This window comes from Brachybacterium sp., assembly GCF_052095815.1.
Lineage (GTDB): Bacteria > Actinomycetota > Actinomycetes > Actinomycetales > Dermabacteraceae > Brachybacterium.
Genome location: NZ_JBQDLF010000004.1, coordinates 126,014 through 141,013 on the forward strand (window position 1 = coordinate 126,014; position 15,000 = coordinate 141,013).

Here is a 15,000-nt window from a genome sequence, read left to right on the forward strand (position 1 = left end):
CTCAGGCACCTGCCACCGAGATCGATGCACCCACGGCGGGGACGATGACGTCCGGGCCGGTGGCCAGGATGGCACCGGGCAGCAGCTCCTGGTCGGGCTGGTTGACGTAGAGGACCACGTGGCCGAGCTCTGCGAGGTTCGCATTGGCCTTGTCACCCAGGGCGGTGACCTCGAAGGTCTGTTCGCCGAAGGTGATGACGTCACCGGCGGCGACCTCACGGGTCGGGGACTCGGCACCCTCATGGACGACGCTGACGTCGAACAGGGCGGGCGGGACGGGCTCACCGAAGAGGATGATGACGCCCTCCTCGATCATGTCGGCGGCGTCGCCGCCGATGCGGGAGACGGTGGCGTTCCAGATGGTGGTCATGGTGACTCTCCTTCAGGCTGGTGGGTGGTGTGTGGCGGTGGTGCTGTCGCGTGCTGGTGAGAGCTGATGAGTGCAGCTGCGGTGCGTCAGACCAGCAGGAACGAGGCCCCGTAGGCGATCAGCACGGCGATGGGTGAGGTGACCAGGCGGGTGAACAGCACTGCGGGAACGCCCACGCTGACGGTCTCGGGCTTCGCCTCGCCGAGGGACAGGCCGACGGGGATGAAGTCCGCGCCCACCTGGCCGTCGATCGCGAACAGGGTCGGCAGCGCGTACTGCACCGGCAGCGCCCCGGCACCGATCTGCGTTCCCATGAGCACACCGACGACCTGCGCGATCGCTCCACCGGGTCCGAGGATCGGCGAGAGGAACGGCAGGGCGACGATGAAGGACAGCAGCAGCAGGCCCAGAGGGTTCGAGGCCAGCGGGCTCACGCCCTGCGCGATCAGGTCCGAGAGCCCCGTGTAGTTCACGAAGCCGATCAGGAGCCCCACATATGCCATGAACGGGATGACCGTCTTGAGCATGATGTCGATCGACTGACGGCCCGCGGCCAGCAGGGTGTTGATGACGTAGCCGATCGCCCCGCCGAACTTCACGACGAGACCGGTGAACCCCTTGTTCTCGGGAGTCTCCTCGTAGGTGGTCTCCTCCGTCTCCTCGGCGACCTGGGTGTCTGCGCCGGCGGTGCCAGCGCCGGCGCCAGTGGCACCGGCCGCACCAGCGACACCGGCTGCACCGGCTGCACCGGCTGCACCGGCTGCACCGGCTGCACCGGCTTCGGAGGATGCGGCCTGCTCACCCTCGGCAAGGGTGATCTGGCCGGCACCGACGTCCGAGACGAAGATGTCCGCGGTGATGTACTTCGCGAGCGGACCGGAGGGGGATCCCGGGTAGATGTCGACCGTGGGGATCCGCTTCTTGGGGTAGACCCCGATGCGGGCGGTGCCGCCGCAGTTGATGACCGCAGCGAGGACCTTCTCGTCCTCGACATGGTTCTTGAAGCCGTCGACCGCCTGGGCGCCCGAGAGCTCGGCGATGTGCCGCGCGATCGGGTGGATGCCGCCGCCGGTGACGGACAGGACGATCTTCTTCTCGGCGGTCGGAGTCAGCGTGAGGCCATCGCCCCAGCCGCCGTGCCCCTTGACGATGTTGACTGTGCGGAAGTCGCTCATGCCGACACCCCCTGGATGCGTCCTGCGGCGTAGTCCTCGTCGTACTTCGCGAAGGTCTTCGCGTGGCCGCCGCGCTTGATGAGCAGGTTCGTCATCCACTGCGTGGCGATGCCGCGGATCAGGATGACGACCATTCCCACGAGGAAGTAGAGAATCGCGAGCGTCGCGTACTTCTCGGGGGCAGCCTGCATGACTCCGGCCGACACGCCTGCCCAGACGAAGATCTCGCCCGCGTTGGCGTGCGGGAAGAGCGCGGTGACCGGGTGGCAGAACGAGACGGTCGAGTCGTAGAAGGCGGGCTTGTACCGCTCCGGCAGGAAGCGGCCGAAGGTGTACGCCATCGGGTTGGTCAGCAGCAGCATCGACAGCATCGGCATGATGGTGTAGCGGGTGATCGTGAAGCGACCGGCCCAGCGGACGGCGTTGGTCACGCGCTCCTCACCGATCCAGGTGGTGAGGGCGTACATGAAGGTCAGCATGACCATGAGCAGGGGCAGAACGCCGGTGACGAGTCCCATGAAGGAGTCGGCGGCTTCTTGGAAGAGACCGATGAACGCTTCAGCGCCCCAGGTCAGCCCGTTCATGACGGGGTTGTTTCCCATGATGGTTCCAATCGTGTGGTCGGGCCACGTCTGCGTGGTCCCGGAAGGGGATCGGCCTGTCGCGTCTCAGAGAGCGGGGTCGATCAGAAGTGCCTCGCGGACCTCATCGCTGAGCCGTGAGACGACAGCCCGCCGAGCCTGGGTGGCATCGGGGGCGGACAGGGCGGCGCGCGCCATCTCCTGGCAGGTGGCCAGGTCGGTGCGCCGCAATGCGAAGCGGACCTGTGGAACGGCCGCCGCAGACATGGACAGGCTGGTGACGCCGAGGCCGCACAGGGCCAGGGCCATGCACGGATCCGCGGCGGATTCGCCGCACACCCCGACCGGCCGGCCGAGCGTCGCACCGGCCTGCGCGGTGCGCTCGATGAGCTGCAGGATCGCGGGCTGCCAGCGGTCGATGAGCTCGGCGAGGTCGCCCAGCTCCCGATCGCTCGCCATCGTGTACTGGGCGAGGTCGTTGGTGCCGATCGAGGCGAAGTCCAACGGCGCCAGGACGTGCTCGGCGGTGAGCGCCGCCGCGGGCACCTCGACCATCACCCCGACCGTGCCGATGCCGCGCTCGGTGGCCAGGTCATGGAACTCCTGCGCCTCCGCGGGAGTCGAGATCATCGGGGCCATCACCTGCGCATCGGTGCCGGGCACGTCCGCGATCGCCCGGGCGAGGGCCTCGAGCTGATGGCGCAGGACCTGCGGCGAGCGGCGCGACAGCCGGTACGCCCGGACTCCGAGCGCGGGGTTCGCCTCGGGCCGGGTGCCGGCGAAGGCGATCGGCTTGTCCGCTCCGGCATCGAGGGTGCGGATGACGACCTTGCGGCCATCGAAGGCACGCAGGACCTCGCGGTACTGCTCGGCCTGCTCCTCGACAGAGGGCTCCTGGGTGCGTCCCAGGAAGAGGAACTCGGTGCGGAAGAGTCCGACGCCCTCGACAGCGGTGCCCGCAGCCGCACGCGCATCCTCGACGGTGCCGATGTTGGCCAGCAGCTGGATCCGGTGGCCGTCGGCCGTCGCTCCGGGAGCGGTGTCCTCGCGGAGCTCCTGCCAGCGTGCCTCGCGTTCGCGGAAATCTGCGCGGAGCTCCTCGTCGGGATCCACCACGAGCGTGCCACGGGCGGCGTCGACGGCGACCTCGGTGCCTTCGGGGATGCTGAGCACTCCGGGAGTGCGCACCAGGCACGGCACCCCGAGCTGCCGGGCGATGATCGCGGTGTGCGAGGTCGGTCCACCGGCCTCGGTGACCAGCGCGAGGACGTTCGCGAGCTCGAGGGAGAGGGTGTCCGCCGGGGTGAGGTCCTCAGCCGTGATGACCGAGGGTCGGTCCAGGTCCGGGATTCCCGGCTCCGGCCAGCCCAGGAGGCGGGCGACGACCCGGTCGCGCACCGAGTGGAGATCCGCGACGCGCTCGGCCATATAGCCGCCCATCTCGAGGAACATCTCGGCGTAGGCGGCGAAGACCTTCGTGACGGCGTTGGCCGGTCCGATGCCCTCGCTCATGGCGGCGGCAGCCTGCTCGACGAGCTCGGGGTCGGCGGCGATCTCCGCGGTCGCCTCGAGGACCTCGATCGCCGTGGGATCGTCCTGGCGTGCGGCGGCGCTCAGCAGAGCCGCGCTGACCTCGGCGAGCGCGTTCGCGATCGCCGCCTCCGCGGCCTCGAAGGCCGGCTCGTCGGCGGGCGTCGGTTCATCGGCCGGGGCGGGGGCGACGGCGTGCAGGGTGCGCACCGGGCCGATCGCGGCGAAGCTGCCCACGCCGATCCCCTGCATCACGCGTGCTGCCATCGTGCTCACGGCGCTCATCCGTCCTCGCTCTCGAGCAGCTCGACGAGACCGGCGAGCGCGTCGTCAGCGCCTGCGGCGTCCGAGCTGAGGATCACCTCATCGCCCTGCCCTGCGCCGAGACCGAGCACTCCGAGCATGGAGGCGGCGGAGACGGGCTTCTTGTCGCCCTTGGTGATGCTCACGGGGATGCCGAGGGCCTTCGCGGCCTTCACGAAGGCGGCGGCGGGGCGGGCGTGCAGGCCGTCGGCTGCGCCGACGGTGGCGGTGCGAATCGCGGTGCGAGTGGACATCGATGTCCTCCTGTCTGCTCCCGATGCGTGGCACCGGAACCGGGGTGGTCGGTAGGGGTCAGTCGCCGGTGACGACGATGTGGCACTTCCGGTCACGGGCCCGGGCGCGATCGAAGTCGACGAAGAAGACGTAGCCGGTGGCCCCGAACGCGGCCTGTCCGTCGATGACCGAGATCGTCTCGCTGGAGCCGATGAGGTTCGCCTTGAGGTGGGCATCCGCGTTCAGCAGCTGGCTGCGGTCGCCCCCGGGGAGGTAGGTGCTCGCGTTCAGCCAGGTCTCCACCTCGGTGAAGTGCTCCTCCCCCGGATACAGGTAGCCCTGGGCCGGCGGGAAGCTGGTCTGCGCCGGGAACATCCGCGACAGCGCGGCATCCAGATCAGCCTGGAGGAAGTCGGTGCCGTCCTCGAGCTGGTCATGGGCGAATTCGTCGAAGTACACCGCGCAGGTGGTGTGGGGCGAGATCACCGCGCAGGTACCGGTGGTGATGCCGCTGGCGCTGATCGCGGAACGGACCTCCTCGGTCACGTCGAGAAAGCTGGTGGACGTCCCGTGCGATCTCAGGTCGATGGTGCGCTGGAAGGTGGTCATGAGATGGCTCCCTGCGGGTTCGCGGTGCTGCTGAGGATGTCGACGAAGCGGGAGACCTCGGTCTCGACAGCGCGGCGGGCGGCGGCGGCGAGAGTGGAGAACAGGAAGATGTTCTCGTCCTCGACCAGCGGCACGACGGCGTCATAGGCGGCCCGCGCCGCGTAGGTGTAGTAGTTGATCTTCCGCACGCCATGGCTGATGCTCCGGCGGTACTCCTCGTCGCTCAGGCCCGAGCCGCCATGCATGACGATCGGCACCCCGGTCGCCTCGCGCAGCCGGGTGATGAGGTCGTAGTCGATCTGGGGCTTCTGGCGGTAGAGGCCGTGGACCGTGCCGAAGGAGCTGGCCAGGCAGTCCACGCCGGTGCGCTCGACGAAATCGCGGGCCTGCTCCGGGTCGGTGTAGAGGGTCGCGTCGGCGACGCCCTGGGAGGGGTCGCCGTTCTCGTTGCCGGTCATCACCCCGAGCTCGCCCTCGACCCCGATGCCGCCGCGCTCGCGGGCCATGGCGACCACCTCGGCGGTCACGGCCACGTTCTCCTCGTAGGGGCGGAGGGAGCCGTCGATCATGCAGGAGTTGAACCCGATGTCCAGGCCCTTGCGGATGTAGTCGATGTCCTCGCCGTGATCGACGTGGACCACGAACGGGGCGCTGGACCTCCGCGCCATCTCCACCATCGCCGGGCCGATCTCCTCGATGCCCACGATGCCCTCATGGACCTGGGCGAACTGGAGGATGATCGGGGTCCCGGTGCGCTCGCCGACATCGATCGCGGCCAGCAGGGATTCGAAGAACGGGGTGTTGACGGCGGCGAGGCCGATGTTGCGGTGCTCGGCGTGCGCGAGCGCCTCGGGCAGGGTGATCAGCATGGGGTCCTGGCCTCTCAGCGGGTCGGGGTGGTGGCGTGGTCGCGGATCGCGGTGTACATCTCGCTGAGGATCTCCCGCCAGTCGGGGTGCTTGATGATGCCGCTGGTGCCGCCGGAGCCGCCGGCCCCCTGGGCGAGCACCCGGGCGACGTCGGCACCGCGGCTGACGCCGGCCGCCTGGATCACGAGGATCGAGGGGTCCACGTCCTTGACGATCGCGGTGGTCCGCTCGACGTAGTCGCCGGCGTCCATCTCGCCGGTGCCGATCGCGGCGGTGGGCTCGCAGATCATGGCGTCGGGGCCGAGGTGCGCGACGGCCCGGCACTGGGCATCGGAATCGGCGCAGACGATGGTGGACAGGCCCACCTCGCGCGCCCTTTCCATCGTGGCATCGAGCTCCGCGAGGGTGAGCGCGTGCTCGGCGTGGTTCAGGACCACGGCGCGGGCGCCCGCATCCACCAGGGCTTCGGGCAGGACATGACCCATCCCCCGGCCGGGGACGATCGGGTCCATGTGCTGGGCCGTGATCGTGAGATCCAGGGTGTGCTCCGAGAGCAGTCGCAGATCTGCGTGCTGCGCGGTGAAGATCGTGGGGATCTGGAACTGACCGGCCAGCTCATCGGTGAGTCGGGCCAGACGAACGAGCTCGTCTCCGTAGAGATACGCCTTCGGGTTGACGATCAGGAGCGGCCCGGTGAGGCCTGAGTCCTGCGAGTCTGCTGGTGCGCGCATCGGATTCCCTTCGTTGGGCGCAACTTGTTGCGTCTGCAAGGCAACTTGTTGATGCGGATCAGAATGGCATGAGCCGGCGGCATGCGCAAGAGGCGTCCGCGATCAAATTTCCGACAGAGCCCGGCGCGCCTCACCATGAACGGTGACAGGATGCCGCCATGGTGACCCGGCGCACAGCAAAGTCGTCCCCGGCCTCCGCCCGACCGCTGCTCCTGAACAGCCTCGTGGCCGCGCTCATCGCGAGCGCGCTGATGATCTTCGTGCACGAGCTCACGCATCTGGTGGCCGGGCTCGCCCAGGGTCACGCCTCGGTCCTGTATCCCTTCGGGGTGATCGACCGCGGTTCTCCGCCGGAGGGTGATCAGGTGCTGACGCTCCTCGCCGGCCCCGCCTTCAGCCTGGTCACCGGTGTGCTGCTGCAGCTGTGGACCCCGCTGCGCGGGCGTGCTGATCTCCTGCACCTGGTGTGGCTGTGGTTCGCTTTCACCTCGGTCCAGGAGGGCATCATGTATCTGTGCCTGACTCCTTTCGGCGCCGGCGACACCGGGCAGGCCGCACAGCTGCTCGGGCTATCCCTCCCGCTGCAGTTCCTCGCGCTCGCGATCGGCATCGGCGGCATGTTCCTCAACGCCCGGGCCTTCGCGCCCCACATGGCGCGCCACGCCGGGGCCGATCCGCGCCTGCGCAATGCGATGACGCTGTTCCCGTGGCTGTACGGGATGACCGTCTCGGTGCTGCTGAGCATCGTGTACCTCGCGATCAGCCCGGCCGAGATACCGGCCTCCGCCCAGATCGCGATTCTCGCGGCGGGGACGGCGCTCCTGGTCTTCGCGCCGATGGCGCACATCTTCGCCCGCAGCGTCACCGCGGTGCCCTCTGAGCCGCTGCGGCTCCGCGCGGTCCCCGTCGGCGGCCTCATCGTGCTGGGCGTGCTGGTGCTCGGGAACATCCTGCTGAGCGTCGGCCTGCAGCTCGGCTGAGCGGAGGCTCAGCCGGCCAGCAGTCGCGCGAGCTCTGTGTCCGAGGCCCTGAGCGCCTCCCGGTCATAGGTCGCGCCGGTCGCCATCACCTCGTGGGCCCCGCTGCGCTCGGCCAGTTCCTCGATCCGTCGGCGCACGGTCGCCGCCGTCCCGGCCACTGTCGCCGCCAGGCCCCTCTCCACCCGGCGAGCCTCCTTCTCGCTCATGGAGGACGCTCGGATCCGCGCGACCGGTTCGAGGGCCTCGAACAGACCCGTGGTGCGGGAGCGCGCCATCGCCCAGACCTCCGGCAGCGCCAGCTCGCGAGCCTCCTCGTCGGTGTCCGCGATCAGCGCGTCGACGGAGACGATGATCTGCGGCGAGCTGCCACGATGCGGCCGGAAGCGGCGGCGGTAGGCGGCGAGCCGATCCGGCAGCTCCGGGGAATCCAGGAAGGGGCCGCCGAGCACCACCGGCAGGCCGAGCGCAGCGGCGGTGTCGACCCCGCTGCCGGTCGCGAGCACGAACATCGGCACCTCGCCGGCATCGGCGGGCCGGGCGGTCAGCGGGGCGGAGCCCTCGAGATGCGCCCGCACATCGGCGAGCTCCTGCGCGAACTCCTCAGGGCTCGCCTCGAGGCGGCCGAGGGCGTGCCGCACCGGCTCGGTGAACCCCAGCGACCGACCGAGGCCCAGGTCGATGCGGCCCGGATACAGGGCGGCCAGCATGCGGAACTGCTCGGCGACCACGAGCGGCCGATGGTTGGGGAGCATCACCCCTCCGGAGCCCAGCCTGATCCGGCGGGTGCGGGCCCCGATCGCCGCCAGCAGCACCGCCGGGGCACCGCTCGCAATCCCGGGCACCGCATGATGCTCTGCGACCCAGAACCGCTCATAGCCCAGCTGCTCGACATCGATCGCACGCTCGACGGAATGCTCCAGAGCAGCGGTCTCCGGAAGCCCATGGCGGGTGCGGGAGCGGTCGAGCAGAGAGAACCTCATGCCGGGGCCAACGCCTGGTGGGGCGCGAAGCTTCCCTGATCGGAGGTCGAGAAGCTCTCATCCCCGAGCCCGCCACCGCAGCGGCTCCCTCGATAGCCTCAGCAGTATGAACGCTCCTCATGTGCCGCTGTCCATCCTCGATCTCGTCTCCATCTCCGAAGGGATGACGACCCGCGAGGCGATCAACGCGTCGATGGACGGCGCGAAGGCCGCCGACCGGCTGGGCTACGAACGGCTCTGGTTCGCCGAGCACCACAACACCAACAGCCTGGCCTCCTCCGCCACGTCGCTGCTGATCGACCGGGCGGCATCACTGACCGAGCGCATCCGTGTCGGCTCCGGCGGGATCATGCTCCCCAACCACGCGCCGCTGACGGTGATCGAGCAGTTCGGCACCCTGGTGCAGTTCCACGGCGACCGCATCGACCTGGGCCTGGGTCGGGCGCCGGGAACGGACCAGCTCACCGCACAGCTGCTCGCGCGCACCTCGGCGGAGCCGTCTGCCTTCATCGCCGCCGTCGAGCAGATGCGGGACTGGTCCCGCGAGGTGCCCATCGGTTCCCTGCCGATCACCGCGGATGTCGCCCGCGGGACCGAGGTGCCGATGTGGATCCTCGGCTCGACCGCCAATGGCGCCCGCCTGGCCGCTCAGCTGGGGATGCCCTTCTCCGTCGCCTCGCACTTCGCCCCCTTCCAGTACCTGCACGCGCTCGACGTCTACCGCGACAACTTCGACCCGGACGCCGCCTCGGCACAGATGTCGACGCCGCGCACCATGGTCGGCGTCAACCTGGTGGTGGCCGACACCGACGAGGAGGCGCAGCGTCAGTTCACCACCCTCCAGCAGATGTTCCTGGGGGTCGTCACCGGCCGGCGCCAGAAGATCCAGCCCCCGCGGCCGATCGACGAGGTCGCCGCGCCGCAGCTCATCGCACAGGTCGACCAGACCCTGTCGATCAAGGCAGTCGGCTCCCCCGCCACAGTGGTCCGGCAGCTCGAGGAGATCGTCGCCGCCACCGGCGCCGACGAGCTCATCCTCACCGCCTACTACTACGACCCGGCGGACCGGCTGCACGCGCTCGAGCTGCTCGCGCAGGCGTGGGGCTTGTGAGACGACGCCACCAAGGCGCGGCTCCCGCCGCATGGCTCGCGCTGCTCTGCCTCTCCGCAGCAGCGCTCACCGGCTGCGGCGAACTCGAAGAATCTCGCCCGGGGCAGGGCGACCCATGGATTCACGACGAGGACAGCGAGCGCTGGTTCCTGCCTGACTCCCTGACGACCAGCTCCGAGCTGGTGGCCGAGCACCTGCCCACGCTGGACACGGCCTCTGAGCTCACACTGATCGGCGGCCAGTTCACTGATCCGCACGAGCGGGTCCCGATCCCCGCCCAGGACGACTACTGGTGGCAGGCTGTGGTGACACTGGCCCCGGCGGAGGTCGAAGAGCTGGCCACGACCGCACAGTCACAGGCTGCCGCAGGATCGATCGGCGGCGAGCCCGAGCGGCTCACGGACGGAGAGCTGCGCGCTGCGATCGTCGGCCCGCTCGAGGAGGCCCTCTCCTCCTGCCCCGAGGAGTGGCTCACCGTGATGCCGGTCCTCACCCAGCCGGGATATGAGAACCGGACCGCGGCCGGCGACGGGTTGGGCGTCCTCGCGGTCTGCCCCGGCGGCGATCAGCTCGTCATCTCTGCCTTCGACATGTGAGCGGCCCGCAGGTCGCTGCTGCGAGTCGCTGCCGCAGGCCGCTGCCGCAGGCCGCTGCCGCAGGCCGCTGCCGCGGGCGACACCGCGAGCATGAGAACGGGGCCACGGCGCGTACGCCGTGGCCCCGTCGCGAGCAGCCTCACTCGCTGGACATCCCGAGCAGATCGGGGATGAACATCGAGATCTGCGGGACGAACACGATCAGCAGCAGGCCGATCACGAGCGGCACGTAGAAGGGCAGCAAGCGCATGATCACCGGCTCCACCTTCATCCGGCCCACCCTCGCGCCGACGAACAGGATCACACCGACCGGCGGGGTGATCGTGCCCAGGCACAGGTTGAACGTCATCATCAGGCCGAAGTGGATCGGATCCACACCCAGCTCAAGGGCGACGGGCAGGAAGATCGGGGTGAAGATCAGGATCGCCGGGGTGGGGTCCATGAACATGCCCACCACCAGCAGCGCCAGCATCATCAGCAGCAGCACGATGATCGGGGAGCTGGAGACCCCCAGCAGGGCACCGGCGATGAACTGCGGGATGGTCGCATAGGCGAGCACCCAGCCCAGCACTCCGGAGACCGCGATCAGCAGCAGCACCACGGCGGTGGTGCGGGTCGCCGCCAGGATCACCGCGGGCAGCTTCTTGACGGTCAGCGCCCGGTAGATGAAGCCGAGGACCAGCGAGTAGACCACGGCGATCACCGCGGATTCGGTGGCGGTGAAGAACCCGGCCACCAGACCGCCGATGACGATGACCATCATGAACACCGCCGGCACCGCGGCCAGCAGGGTGCGCAGTGCCATGGCGAGGGTGAGCTCGCCGCGGGCAGCACCGTTGTCGTTGCCCACCAGCTCGGGGCGGCGCTTCGTCATGATCCAGACCATCGCGATGCAGGCCAGCATCCATACCGCGCCCGGGCCGTAACCGGCGGCGAACAGCGTGGCGACCGAGGTCGAGGACACAAGCGAATACACGATCAGAGTGTTCGACGGCGGGATCAGCATGCCCGAAGGCGCCGAGGCGACGTTCACCGCGGCGGCGAAGGCCGGGTCATAGCCTTCCTTGCGCTGCCGGGGGCTGAGGATCCCGCCGACGGCTGCGGCAGAGGCCACAGCCGCGCCGGAGACGGAGCCGAACATCGCGTTGGCGACCACGTTGGTCTGGGCGAGCGAGCCGGGCATGCGGCCCACCAGCACCTTGGCCGCGTCGATCAGCCGGGCGGCCACTCCGCCGGTGTTCATCAGCTGGCCTGCCAGCACGAAGAACGGTATCGCGAGCAGGGAGAACGAATTCGCGCCCATGAACATGCGCTGCGCGGAGACGAACACGGCCGGCTCGATGCCGATGACGGCGATCAGGGCCACCACAGAGGGCAGGCCGATGGCGATCGCGACCGGGGCGCCGATGGCGATGAGGACGAGGATGCCGATGATCAGGATGATCCCGGCGAGCATTGCGGGATCCATGATCAGCGCTCCTTCTCGGTGTCGGTGCGGGGGTCGGAGTCCGGGAGCGACTGCCCGTCGGAATCCTGGATGACGGCTGCCGCCGCGGCGGCTCCGGCGCTCTCGGCGGCCTCGTCGTCGGTCTCCTCGAGCGGTGCGAGCTCATCGCCTCGCACAGCGAGCAGCAGATCTTCGAGCGCGAGGAAGGCGATCATCAGCCCGCTGACGGGCAGTGCGAGGTACATATGGCCCACGGAGAACGGGAAGCCCGGGATCACCTGCTCCCAGGACATCGCGACCCCGCGCAGCCCGCCCCACACCATGCCGAGCGCTGCGAAGGCGAGCGTCGAGGCTTGGACGGCGACGACCAGCACGCGGCGGGAGAGCCCCGGGGCGCGCTGCGCTAGCACGTCGACCGCGATGTGACCACGTTCGCCGAACACCAGGGTCGCGGCGAACAGGCTCAACCACACGAACATGTACTAGGCGGTGACGGTGGGCCAGGCGCTGGGGGCACTGAGCACCTGGCGGGTGAACACCTGCCACACCACGACCAGCACGAGCACCGCGAACAGCACGATGCACAGCACCTTGAGGGCGGAGAGCAGCCCTTGACGGATCTTCCACATCAGGAATCGCCCCCTTCGGCCGCACCGCGGATCGCCTCGTACAGGGCGAAGTCCGCCGGGTCCTCCAGCAGGGAGATGCCGGTCTCCTCGATGATCGCGGTGAACACCTCGGGGTCCGGCTCCGTGATGACCACTCCGCGCTCGAGCATCGTCGCGGTGGCGTCCTCGGTCTGCTGCTTCCAGATCTCGACGAACTCGCTCTGGGTCTCGGCCCAGGCGGCTCGGAGAGCCACGGAGTCCTGCTCGTCCATCGTCTCGAGCAGGTCGGTGTTGGCCAGCAGGAAGTCGAAGCCGATCAGGTGATTGGTGAGCGTGAAGTGCTTGGCGACCTCGTAGTGGCGCTGGGTGACGTAGGAGATCTCATTGTTCTCCGCACCGTCGAGCACCCCCGCCTGCAGCCCGGTGTAGACCTCGCTGTAGGCCATCGGAGTGGGAACCCCACCGATGTTGTTGATCAGGCGCAGGAAGATCTCGGACTCCTGGACTCGGATCTTGAGCCCTTCCAGATCCTCGACGGACTCGATCGGACCCTGCGCCGTGTAGAGGTGCCGGCCGCCCTGGGTGTAGCCGCCCAGGACCGACAGCCGCTTCTGCGGCTCGAGGGATGCGAACAGCTCGCCGACGATCGACTCGTCGAGCATCACCCGGTTCTGGTGGTCGATGTCGTCGAAGACCCCGGCGACGTTCATCGGCAGGAAGCGCGGTGAGGAGTTCTCGATCTGGGTGCCGGAGACGACGGCCATGTCGATCGCGCCGTCGGAGACCAGCTGCACGGTCTCCTGCTGGTCGCCGAGGGAGTTGTTGGCGTACACGCGGGCGCCGTAGCGGCCGTCGGTCGCTTCCGCGATCCGCTCACCGAAGGAGACCAGCGAGCCGTAGCTGGGGTGGGACTCCGCCTGACCCAGGGAGATGGACAGTACCCGGTCGACACCGGTGACTGCACCCTCCTGGGAGGCACAGCCGCCGAGCAGCGCAGCACCTGCGCCGACCACGGGCAGGGACTTGAGGAATCCGCGACGTCCCACTCCCTCCCTCACATCGGCACGAGTACCGGCGAGCGAGCGGGGGGCTCCTCGTCGGCGGGACAAAGGTGTTCGCACTGCATTCCTCCTCGAATGGGACGCTCCGTACCGCACCGCCGGGGACGGCGCAGACGTGCGTTCGCCACCATCAAGCCGGTCTGGCCGACGGCGGGACGCTCAGGGTGCTCACTGTGATGCGCGGCGGCGAACCCTGCCGAGGGTCCACCCGAGGGCAATCTCCGTGCCCTATGGCGACGGTGCCCGGTCGCATCAAAAGCTCGACCACGGACAGGGTGCCAGCGCGCGAGAAACCGGTCTCACCACTTGCCGTATGTTGCCACTGGCGGGCCGTAGTGAGTTGTGTCCCACCGAGCGCTCGACTGGCATGCTGGTGCCCATGGCAACGCCGCCCACCCCCACCGCTGTCACCGCTGTCGACACCGCGCCGCCCACCCCGACGACCTGGCTGCTTCCTGCCGCCGGGGTATCAGCCTCCGCCTTCCTCCTCTTCGGCCTCCAGCTCGCCGGCTGGGGCCACGGACTGCTCGCGCTCAGCCTGCTCGGCGCCTTCGTCCTTTCCCGGGAGCTCGGCAAGGATCTCTCCCTGATCGGCCTCGGGATCGCGATCGTCTCCACCACCTCGGTGAAGGCGAATGTGGACTGGGACCGCTTCTTCACGATCGGGACCGTGCTGCTCCTCGCCGTGGCAGTGCCGCTGCTGGTGGACCGTCTGGTGCTGCGCCGTCGGGCGATCCGCTTCCCCTGGCTCTCCGGCGAGAGGTGGAATCGGTGGCAGTGGGGGTACATCATCGCCGTGCCCGTGCTGGGCTGGCTGATCCTGCCGTACTACTTCATCACCTCGGGCGCCTACGAGAACTGGCCGGCGATCACGGACAGCGGCGCGCTGGGACGCTTCCTCGTGGGCGTGAACTTCGTGGGCACCTGGGACGAGCTGTTCTTCATCTGCACCTGCTTCGCGCTGCTGCGCCGCCACTTCGGGCTCTGGACGGCGAACCTCCTGCAGGCGGTCATCTTCGTGTCCTTCCTGTGGGAGCTCGGCTATCAGGCCTGGGGGCCGCTGCTCACCGTCCCCTTCGCGCTGCTCCAGGGCTGGCTGTTCTCCCGCACCGGCTCGCTGCTGTACGTGCTGGTCGTGCATCTGCTCTTCGACGTGATCGTGTTCCTCGCCATCGTCCACGCGCACAACCCCGGGGTGATCCCGATCTTCCTGATCTGACCAGGCCTGGCGTGGCGTGGCGCGTCCGGTCAGAGCAGGGCCTGCTCAGCGGCTGGCGAGCACCTCACGGATCGCGGCGAGCGTCGCCGGGATCCCGGTGCGTGCGGCCCGCTGACGCACAGCGATCTCCTCCTCGGCGCGGTCGCCGTAGCGTTCGGCGAACACCTCTTCGAAGTACGGGGTGGTGAGCGTGTACTCGGTCAGCTCCGTGCCGCCGCCCGCGGCCGGCCGCAGCCGGTACCCCCACTGGGCACGGCCGGGTCCCACCGACCAGGCGAAGTGCTCTCCCGGGGTGGCCGCGATGACTTCGGAGGTGGTCTGCCATTCGCGCTCCGGGGTGCGGTTGAACCCCGTGAAGCGGGCGCCCACTCCTCGCTGCTCGCTGTCCCACTCGCAGCGCAGGCACTGCTGACTCCACTCGCCCGTCCGCGTGACGTCGCTGATCAGCGCGTACACCTCGTCCGGGGTGGAGGGGACGACGATCGAATCCTGCATCTCGTAGGTCATGGCTCCATTGTCCCCGCGCCCGACTGCGTCGTGGCTGGCGGCCGCGCGGAGCAGGTGATCAGTCCTGGACCTCGACCAGAGACACCCGG

18 protein-coding genes are annotated in these 15,000 nt (G+C 69.2%); 4 read left to right on the forward strand and 14 right to left on the reverse strand.

Features of this window, described 5'->3' with window-relative positions:
• Position 1: 1 nt before the first annotated feature.
• The 8 genes from ACTH43_RS03065 to ACTH43_RS03100 all read right to left on the reverse strand — a co-directional run bounded on the left by ACTH43_RS03065 (position 2) and on the right by ACTH43_RS03100 (position 6,402).
• Positions 2–370, reverse strand: a complete 369-nt coding sequence (locus ACTH43_RS03065) for a PTS glucitol/sorbitol transporter subunit IIA (protein WP_441443455.1) — start codon at positions 368–370, stop codon at positions 2–4.
• Positions 371–456: 86 nt separating this feature from the next.
• Positions 457–1,545, reverse strand: coding sequence for a PTS glucitol/sorbitol transporter subunit IIB (srlE, locus tag ACTH43_RS03070; RefSeq protein WP_441443456.1), 1,089 nt, complete (start codon positions 1,543–1,545; stop codon positions 457–459).
• Positions 1,542–2,147: a PTS glucitol/sorbitol transporter subunit IIC gene (gene srlA / locus ACTH43_RS03075; RefSeq protein WP_441443457.1), complete on the reverse strand. Its 606-nt coding sequence runs from the start codon at positions 2,145–2,147 to the stop codon at positions 1,542–1,544. Before srlA ends, srlE begins: the two co-directional genes overlap by 4 nt.
• A 66-nt stretch (positions 2,148–2,213) precedes the next feature.
• Positions 2,214–3,941: a phosphoenolpyruvate--protein phosphotransferase gene (gene ptsP, locus ACTH43_RS03080; protein WP_441443458.1), complete on the reverse strand. Its 1,728-nt coding sequence runs from the start codon at positions 3,939–3,941 to the stop codon at positions 2,214–2,216.
• Positions 3,938–4,213 carry an HPr family phosphocarrier protein gene (locus ACTH43_RS03085; protein WP_441443459.1) on the reverse strand — a complete coding sequence of 92 codons (276 nt, stop codon included), beginning with the start codon at positions 4,211–4,213 and terminating at the stop codon, positions 3,938–3,940. The genes ptsP and ACTH43_RS03085 overlap by 4 nt, the downstream gene beginning before the upstream one ends.
• 58 nt (positions 4,214–4,271) lie before the next feature.
• Positions 4,272–4,802, reverse strand: a complete 531-nt coding sequence (locus tag ACTH43_RS03090) for a YjbQ family protein (RefSeq protein ID WP_441443460.1) — start codon at positions 4,800–4,802, stop codon at positions 4,272–4,274.
• On the reverse strand, positions 4,799–5,671 hold the full coding sequence (locus ACTH43_RS03095; protein ID WP_441443461.1) for a class II fructose-bisphosphate aldolase: 873 nt from the start codon (positions 5,669–5,671) through the stop codon (positions 4,799–4,801). The genes ACTH43_RS03090 and ACTH43_RS03095 overlap by 4 nt, the downstream gene beginning before the upstream one ends.
• Before the next feature lie 14 nt (positions 5,672–5,685).
• Positions 5,686–6,402, reverse strand: a complete 717-nt coding sequence (locus ACTH43_RS03100; protein ID WP_441443462.1) for a triose-phosphate isomerase — start codon at positions 6,400–6,402, stop codon at positions 5,686–5,688.
• A gap of 158 nt (positions 6,403–6,560) precedes the next feature.
• Here ACTH43_RS03100 and ACTH43_RS03105 point away from each other — a divergent pair, with 158 nt between their 5' ends.
• On the forward strand, positions 6,561–7,382 hold the full coding sequence (locus tag ACTH43_RS03105) for a hypothetical protein (RefSeq protein WP_441443463.1): 822 nt from the start codon (positions 6,561–6,563) through the stop codon (positions 7,380–7,382).
• Positions 7,383–7,390: 8 nt separating this feature from the next.
• Here ACTH43_RS03105 and ACTH43_RS03110 read toward each other — a convergent pair whose 3' ends face one another.
• The gene (locus ACTH43_RS03110) at positions 7,391–8,362 is read right to left on the reverse strand and encodes an MsnO8 family LLM class oxidoreductase (protein ID WP_441443464.1); all 972 of its coding nucleotides are present in this window, start codon (positions 8,360–8,362) and stop codon (positions 7,391–7,393) included.
• A gap of 106 nt (positions 8,363–8,468) precedes the next feature.
• On the opposite strand from ACTH43_RS03110, the gene ACTH43_RS03115 reads away from it, so the two are divergent.
• Entirely contained in the window at positions 8,469–9,473 is a 1,005-nt protein-coding gene (locus ACTH43_RS03115; RefSeq protein WP_441443465.1) for an LLM class flavin-dependent oxidoreductase, read from the forward strand.
• Entirely contained in the window at positions 9,470–10,069 is a 600-nt protein-coding gene (locus ACTH43_RS03120; RefSeq protein WP_441443466.1) for a hypothetical protein, read from the forward strand. The genes ACTH43_RS03115 and ACTH43_RS03120 overlap by 4 nt, the downstream gene beginning before the upstream one ends.
• 139 nt (positions 10,070–10,208) lie before the next feature.
• Here the strand turns inward: ACTH43_RS03120 and ACTH43_RS03125 are convergent, their stop codons facing one another.
• The 4 genes from ACTH43_RS03125 to ACTH43_RS03140 are packed head-to-tail and all read right to left on the reverse strand — an operon-like array spanning position 10,209 to position 13,170.
• Positions 10,209–11,537 carry a TRAP transporter large permease gene (locus ACTH43_RS03125; RefSeq protein ID WP_441443467.1) on the reverse strand — a complete coding sequence of 443 codons (1,329 nt, stop codon included), beginning with the start codon at positions 11,535–11,537 and terminating at the stop codon, positions 10,209–10,211.
• Between the two features lie 2 nt (positions 11,538–11,539).
• Entirely contained in the window at positions 11,540–11,995 is a 456-nt protein-coding gene (locus ACTH43_RS03130; protein WP_441443468.1) for a TRAP transporter small permease, read from the reverse strand.
• Positions 11,996–11,998: 3 nt separating this feature from the next.
• Positions 11,999–12,145 (reverse strand): hypothetical protein, encoded by a 147-nt coding sequence (locus ACTH43_RS03135; RefSeq protein ID WP_441443469.1) that lies wholly within the window; start codon positions 12,143–12,145, stop codon positions 11,999–12,001.
• Positions 12,145–13,170, reverse strand: a complete 1,026-nt coding sequence (locus ACTH43_RS03140) for a TRAP transporter substrate-binding protein (RefSeq protein WP_441443470.1) — start codon at positions 13,168–13,170, stop codon at positions 12,145–12,147. Before ACTH43_RS03140 ends, ACTH43_RS03135 begins: the two co-directional genes overlap by 1 nt.
• A 394-nt stretch (positions 13,171–13,564) precedes the next feature.
• On the opposite strand from ACTH43_RS03140, the gene ACTH43_RS03145 reads away from it, so the two are divergent.
• Positions 13,565–14,404, forward strand: coding sequence for a CPBP family glutamic-type intramembrane protease (locus tag ACTH43_RS03145; protein WP_441443471.1), 840 nt, complete (start codon positions 13,565–13,567; stop codon positions 14,402–14,404).
• 45 nt (positions 14,405–14,449) lie between these two features.
• Here the strand turns inward: ACTH43_RS03145 and ACTH43_RS03150 are convergent, their stop codons facing one another.
• Positions 14,450–14,911 carry an SRPBCC family protein gene (locus ACTH43_RS03150; RefSeq protein WP_441443472.1) on the reverse strand — a complete coding sequence of 154 codons (462 nt, stop codon included), beginning with the start codon at positions 14,909–14,911 and terminating at the stop codon, positions 14,450–14,452.
• Positions 14,912–15,000 lie beyond the last annotated feature (89 nt).

Bases quoted from the DNA above. Each gene is read 5' to 3' on its own strand.
- srlE (WP_441443456.1), bottom strand. From the start codon at position 1,545: ATGAGCGACTTCCGCACAGTCAACATCGTCAAGGGGCACGGCGGCTGG.
- ACTH43_RS03110 (WP_441443464.1), bottom strand. From the start codon at position 8,362: ATGAGGTTCTCTCTGCTCGACCGCTCCCGCACCCGCCATGGGCTTCCG.
- ptsP (WP_441443458.1), bottom strand. From the start codon at position 3,941: ATGAGCGCCGTGAGCACGATGGCAGCACGCGTGATGCAGGGGATCGGC.
- ACTH43_RS03125 (WP_441443467.1), bottom strand. From the start codon at position 11,537: ATGGATCCCGCAATGCTCGCCGGGATCATCCTGATCATCGGCATCCTC.
- ACTH43_RS03150 (WP_441443472.1), bottom strand. From the start codon at position 14,911: ATGACCTACGAGATGCAGGATTCGATCGTCGTCCCCTCCACCCCGGAC.
- ACTH43_RS03115 (WP_441443465.1), top strand. From the start codon at position 8,469: ATGAACGCTCCTCATGTGCCGCTGTCCATCCTCGATCTCGTCTCCATC.
- ACTH43_RS03095 (WP_441443461.1), bottom strand. From the start codon at position 5,671: ATGCTGATCACCCTGCCCGAGGCGCTCGCGCACGCCGAGCACCGCAAC.
- ACTH43_RS03105 (WP_441443463.1), top strand. From the start codon at position 6,561: ATGGTGACCCGGCGCACAGCAAAGTCGTCCCCGGCCTCCGCCCGACCG.
- ACTH43_RS03065 (WP_441443455.1), bottom strand. From the start codon at position 370: ATGACCACCATCTGGAACGCCACCGTCTCCCGCATCGGCGGCGACGCC.
- ACTH43_RS03100 (WP_441443462.1), bottom strand. From the start codon at position 6,402: ATGCGCGCACCAGCAGACTCGCAGGACTCAGGCCTCACCGGGCCGCTC.
- srlA (WP_441443457.1), bottom strand. From the start codon at position 2,147: ATGGGAAACAACCCCGTCATGAACGGGCTGACCTGGGGCGCTGAAGCG.
- ACTH43_RS03085 (WP_441443459.1), bottom strand. From the start codon at position 4,213: ATGTCCACTCGCACCGCGATTCGCACCGCCACCGTCGGCGCAGCCGAC.
- ACTH43_RS03090 (WP_441443460.1), bottom strand. From the start codon at position 4,802: ATGACCACCTTCCAGCGCACCATCGACCTGAGATCGCACGGGACGTCC.
- ACTH43_RS03135 (WP_441443469.1), bottom strand. From the start codon at position 12,145: ATGTGGAAGATCCGTCAAGGGCTGCTCTCCGCCCTCAAGGTGCTGTGC.
- ACTH43_RS03145 (WP_441443471.1), top strand. From the start codon at position 13,565: ATGGCAACGCCGCCCACCCCCACCGCTGTCACCGCTGTCGACACCGCG.
- ACTH43_RS03130 (WP_441443468.1), bottom strand. From the start codon at position 11,995: ATGTTCGTGTGGTTGAGCCTGTTCGCCGCGACCCTGGTGTTCGGCGAA.